This is a genomic window from Arthrobacter sp. Dra40 (genome assembly GCF_059091905.1).
Window position 1 is genome coordinate 1 of the sequence record NZ_JBNHHB010000307.1, and the last position, 4,910, is coordinate 4,910.

A 4,910-nucleotide genomic window follows, 5' to 3' on the forward strand; every position below is an offset into this window, starting at 1 on the left:
AGATGACCTCGGCAATGTCGTCGGCGGTCACCTCCTCGGAGACCATCTGGTCCCGGCCGGCGCCGCCCTGCTCCTCGGCCGCCTGCGCCTGGGCCAGATCCTTCTCCAGCGTCGGGATCTCCCCGTACAGGATGCGGGAGGCTTCGGCCAGGTCGCCCTCGCGCTGGGACTTGTCGGCCTGCGAGCGCAGCTCGTCCAGCTTGGCCTTCAGGTCGCCCACCCGGTTCAGCCCGGCCTTCTCCGCTTCCCAGCGCAAATTGAGGGCAGCCAGCTCCTCCTTCTTGTCCGCCATGTCGGCACGCAGCGCTTCCAGCCGCTCCCGGGAGGCGGCGTCCGTTTCTTTGGCCAGCGCCAGTTCTTCCATGGTGAGGCGGTCGACGGCGCGGCGCAGCTGGTCGATCTCCTCCGGCGCCGAGTCGATCTCCATCCGCAGCCGGGAAGCAGCCTCGTCCACCAGATCGATGGCCTTGTCCGGCAATTGCCGGCCCGAGATGTAGCGGTTGGACAGCGTCGCGGCGGCCACCAGGGCGGAGTCTCCGATCGACACCTTGTGGTGCCCCTCGTAGCGCTGCTTCAGCCCGCGCAGGATGCCGATGGTGTCCTCGACGCTCGGCTCCCCCACGTAGACCTGCTGGAAGCGGCGTTCCAGGGCCGGGTCCTTCTCGATGTTCTCGCGGTATTCATCCAGCGTGGTGGCCCCGATCAGCCGCAGCTCGCCGCGGGCCAGCATCGGCTTGAGCATGTTGCCGGCATCCATCGAACCTTCGGAGGCGCCCGCACCGACGACGGTGTGCAACTCGTCGATGAAGGTGACGATCTGTCCGTCCGAGTTCTTGATCTCCTCCAGCACGGCCTTCAGCCGTTCCTCAAACTCGCCCCGGTACTTGGCCCCGGCCACCATGGCCGCGAGGTCCAGCGACATCAGCGTCTTGCCGCGCAGCGATTCGGGCACGTCGCCGGCAACCATCCGTTGTGCCAGTCCCTCCACCACGGCGGTCTTCCCGACCCCGGGTTCTCCGATCAGCACGGGGTTGTTCTTGGTCCGGCGCGAAAGCACCTGGACCACGCGGCGGATCTCCGCGTCCCGGCCGATCACCGGATCCAGCTTCCCGGAACGCGCGATCGCGGTCAGGTCGGTGCCGAACTTCTCCAGCGCCTGGAACGTGTTCTCCGGATCGGCGCTGGTGACCTTCCGGTCTCCGCGCACGCCCGGCAGCGCAGCGAGCAGTGCTTCGTGGGACGCACCGGCGTCGCGCAGGATCTTCCCGACGGCGGCGCTGTCCGCCGCGAGGCCCAGCAGCAGATGCTCGGTGGACACAAAGGAATCCCCGAGCTTCTCCGCCTCCTGCTGGGCGGCCTGCACCGCCTGGAGAAGGCCCCGGGAGTACTGCGCCTGCGCCACGGAGGAACCCGATGACGACGGCAGGGCCTTGATTGCCGTGCTCGCCTGGACACTCACCGAGTCCGGGTCGGCCCCGGCGGACTTCAGCACGGCCACGGCAACGCCGTCGCGTTGGCCCATCAGGGCCTTGAGCAGGTGGGCTGGCTCGATTTGCGGATTGCCCGCCGTCGAGGCGTTCATGGCCGCCGCTGACAGCGCTTCCTGGCTCTTGGTGGTGAATTTAGCGTCCAACACATGTCTCCGTTCGCTCCGGCATTGCTCTCGCCAGCCGCATCAGCGCTGGTCAATGTCCTAAGTTGAGTCTACTCCACTCAACTTTGGAAGTAAAGTTATCCACAGGGCCCGGAGGGTACTTGCCCACCACCATCCTGTCGCGTGGCTGCCCTGCCCGTAACCCCTCCGGACGCATAGTCTGGATCCGGAACACGCACGAAGCAGACGGGAGGCTGGAACGTGGCAGAGACCATGCTGGAGACGGCCCGACTCCTGCTGAACCAACCGACGCCGGGTGACATCGATGCGATGTTCCGCATCCTCTCCGACCGCCGCACCACGCGCTTCAATCCCTCCGACGCCCTGATTTGGAATGAAGAGGCAGAGGGCCTTTATCAGCGCTGGGAAGCCCAGTGGGAGGACCACGGAGTGGGCTACTTTGCGGTGCGCCTGCCCGGCCGCGAAGAGGCTATTGGCTTTGCGGGTGTCAAGCATGTGGCGTTGTCCCGCCGCCCCGTACTCAATCTCTACTACCGCTTGAATCCCGCCATATGGCACCGCGGCTACGGACGCGAGGCAGTCAGCGCCGTCGTCGCCCATGTCAATGAATTCCTGGAACTGCCGCCGGTCCTCGCGCTGAACCATCCGGACAACAGCGCAGCCATCCGCATCGTCACATCCCTGGGCTTCGAACGAAATGCGGCAGCGGCCGTCAGCGGTGCCGACGGTTACCAGGACGCGTATGTGTTGAACTGGGACCGGCAGCTTTAACATCCGGACAAGGAGTCGCATGGAAATCATCCGCGCAGCCTCGCTGAAGGAACAGCGGTGGCGGAACGGCGGCGGCTTAACCCGACAGATAGCGGCAGGGGAAGCCGGAGGCGACGGTCAGGTCGACTGGCGGCTGAGCCTGGCGGACATCACATCGGACGGCAGCTTCTCCGAATTTCCCGGCCAAGACCGGATCTTCACCATCGTGGACGGCGACGTCGCCTTCCTGGCCGTGGACGGCAGCCAGCACCGGATGGAACGCTACCGGCCGTTCCGCTTCGACGGCGGGAGCCGCACTGACTGCAGCCTGCCGACCGGGCCCTGCCGGGCGCTGAATGTCATGACCCGCCGCGGAGCGTGGGGCGCCGGACTACTCATCGTCGAACTGTCCAAAAAGCAGCCGCTGGTGCTGTCCGAGGGACAGTTTTTGGTGCTGCTGCAAGGCCAGGCACAGGCGTCCGCCGACGCCACCCCGCACGAACTCAGCCCCTGCGACACGGTAGTGGGGTCAGAATCCGCCCAGGTCAGCGGACGAGGCTTCGCGGCGCTGGTCTCCGTCTTTCCTGCAGGTGACTGACGGCGCACAGCAGGTTTCTTACCGGGCGGCGGAACCCTCGACCTTGACGGCGGAGACCTCGAATTCCAGCATCACGCGATCAGAGACCAACATGCCGCCGGAATCCAGTGCGGTGTTCCATTTGACGCCGAACTCCTGCCGGTCGATGCGCCGGGAGCCCTCAAACCCTGCCCGGAGCTGCCCGCCCGGGTCCCGTTCCACCCCGATGAAGTCGATCGGAACGGCCACCTGCTTGGTGATGCCGCGGATGGTCAGGTCCCCGTTGACTATGAAGTTTCCAGCCTCCACCTGATCAATCCGGGTACTGACGAATGTGATCTCCGGGTAGTTCGGCGCATCGAAGAAGTCGTTGGTCCGCAGGTGCTCGTCGCGCTGCGGGCTGCGGGTATCGATGCTGGCAACTTGGATAGTGACGGTGACCGACGAATTAGCCGGGTTGTCCACGTCGGCTTGGATGACGCCCTCCACGTCGTTGAACGCGCCTCGGACTTTGGTCACCATGGCATGCCGGGTGGAAAATCCGATCCTGGTGTGCGCCGGGTCGAACCTCCACTCGCCCGATAGGTCCGGAGATAGTTCGGACATGGCAGAGCCTCCTCCTGATAGGCACAGGCACTGCCCTCCCCCAAAGACAGCTGGGTGCGCTTGGCCGTCCCCTTCAGCGCGTCCGGCCCGTGGGGTAATTCCAGCACATTACGTGGCGCATTGCACCACATCCTGAGGTGGATTTCCGTGCCGGCTGTGCGCCCCGGAACAACGTCCCGGCAACGGCACCGGCCCCTGTCGCCGCCTTGCGGAGACCTTTACACTGATGCCATGAGCACCTCGAACGAGCTGCCTTCATCGATAGCCCAGCTGCCCGCGGACGATTGCTGGCGATTGTTCCGCGGCGCTGACTTTGGCCGGCTCGGAGTCATCGTCGAGTCCCACCCGGAGATCTTCCCCGTCAACTACGTGGTGGACCATGGAAGCCTCGTGTTCAGTTCCGCCCCGGGAACCAAACTCGACGCAGCGCTTGCAGGTGAAGTGGTTCTGGAGGTGGACGGGTTCGATCAGGACACCAGCGTCGCGTGGAGCGCTGTGGCGCGCGGCTCCGCCCAACGGATGAACAGCATCGAGGATGTCGTGGAATCGGCCATGCTCCCGCTGTTCCCGTGGCAGTCCGGCGACAAGAACAATTTCGTCCGCATTGTGCCCACGGTGGTCACCGGACGGCGCTTCGTGGTGCCGGCATCAGCCCGGCGCAACCCGGGGCTCAGCGACAGCCGCCGCCTGCAGATCGAGTAGGCGCACGGCGCCTGCAGTGAGCAGGAGCCAGGGCCCGGACCGAGTGCTCAGGTTAGCGTCCTGGCGCAGCTCAATGCCATGCAACCGGGCGCGGCTGGTAGATGGGGACGTAGTTGCGGCCCGGACCGGCGGTGGGCACGATCTCTTTGCCCAGCGGAGTCAAGGAGACCGGAATCATTTTGAGGTTGGCGATCGCCAGCGGAATCCCGATGATGGTGACCGCTTGCGCTACAGCTGTCAGGACATGCCCGATCGCGATCCAAATACCGGCAACCAGCAACCAGATGATGTTCCCCACCGTGGACATGAAGTAGGTACGACCGCCTCGGTCCACCACCATCCGCCCGAACGGCCAGAGGGCGTAGCCGGCAATCCGGAAGGATGCGATGCCAAACGGGATCGTCACGATCAGCAGGCAGCAGACAACGCCGGCCAGAAAATAGCCCAAGGCCAGCCAGATGCCGCCGAATAGCAGCCAGATGATGTTCAAAAGTGCCTTCATTCCACCATTCTGGCCACAGATGCGGCCGAGCGCTATGCGGGTCGGCCGAGCGCTATGCGGGTCGCCCCTGAATCTCCCCTGATACTGGTTTCCGGCCCAAGCCAGGGGTACCGGCCTAGGTGAAATGCCGCAGGGCGGCCCTTCCGTACGGAAGGGCC

The 4,910-nt window shown here is 65.2% G+C and carries 6 protein-coding genes; 3 read left to right on the top strand and 3 right to left on the bottom strand.

What is annotated here, in order from left to right; all coding sequences use genetic code 11:
* Positions 1-1,633 (bottom strand): Clp protease N-terminal domain-containing protein (locus tag AC5RWT_RS34485; RefSeq protein WP_494084151.1); only part of this gene is annotated, 1,633 nt, incomplete at its 3' end.
* Positions 1,634-1,855: 222 nt separating this feature from the next.
* On the opposite strand from AC5RWT_RS34485, the gene AC5RWT_RS34490 reads away from it, so the two are divergent.
* On the top strand, positions 1,856-2,386 hold the full coding sequence (locus AC5RWT_RS34490) for a GNAT family N-acetyltransferase (RefSeq protein WP_494084152.1): 531 nt from the start codon (positions 1,856-1,858) through the stop codon (positions 2,384-2,386).
* Positions 2,387-2,405: 19 nt separating this feature from the next.
* The gene (locus tag AC5RWT_RS34495; protein ID WP_494084153.1) at positions 2,406-2,963 is read left to right on the top strand and encodes a HutD/Ves family protein; all 558 of its coding nucleotides are present in this window, start codon (positions 2,406-2,408) and stop codon (positions 2,961-2,963) included.
* 18 nt (positions 2,964-2,981) lie between these two features.
* Here AC5RWT_RS34495 and AC5RWT_RS34500 read toward each other — a convergent pair whose 3' ends face one another.
* Positions 2,982-3,548: a YceI family protein gene (locus AC5RWT_RS34500; protein WP_494084154.1), complete on the bottom strand. Its 567-nt coding sequence runs from the start codon at positions 3,546-3,548 to the stop codon at positions 2,982-2,984.
* 231 nt (positions 3,549-3,779) lie between these two features.
* On the opposite strand from AC5RWT_RS34500, the gene AC5RWT_RS34505 reads away from it, so the two are divergent.
* Positions 3,780-4,250, top strand: a complete 471-nt coding sequence (locus tag AC5RWT_RS34505; RefSeq protein WP_494084155.1) for a pyridoxamine 5'-phosphate oxidase family protein — start codon at positions 3,780-3,782, stop codon at positions 4,248-4,250.
* Positions 4,251-4,320: 70 nt separating this feature from the next.
* Here AC5RWT_RS34505 and AC5RWT_RS34510 read toward each other — a convergent pair whose 3' ends face one another.
* Complete coding sequence (locus AC5RWT_RS34510) at positions 4,321-4,752, bottom strand: YccF domain-containing protein (protein WP_494084156.1); 432 nt, start codon at positions 4,750-4,752, stop codon at positions 4,321-4,323.
* Positions 4,753-4,910 lie beyond the last annotated feature (158 nt).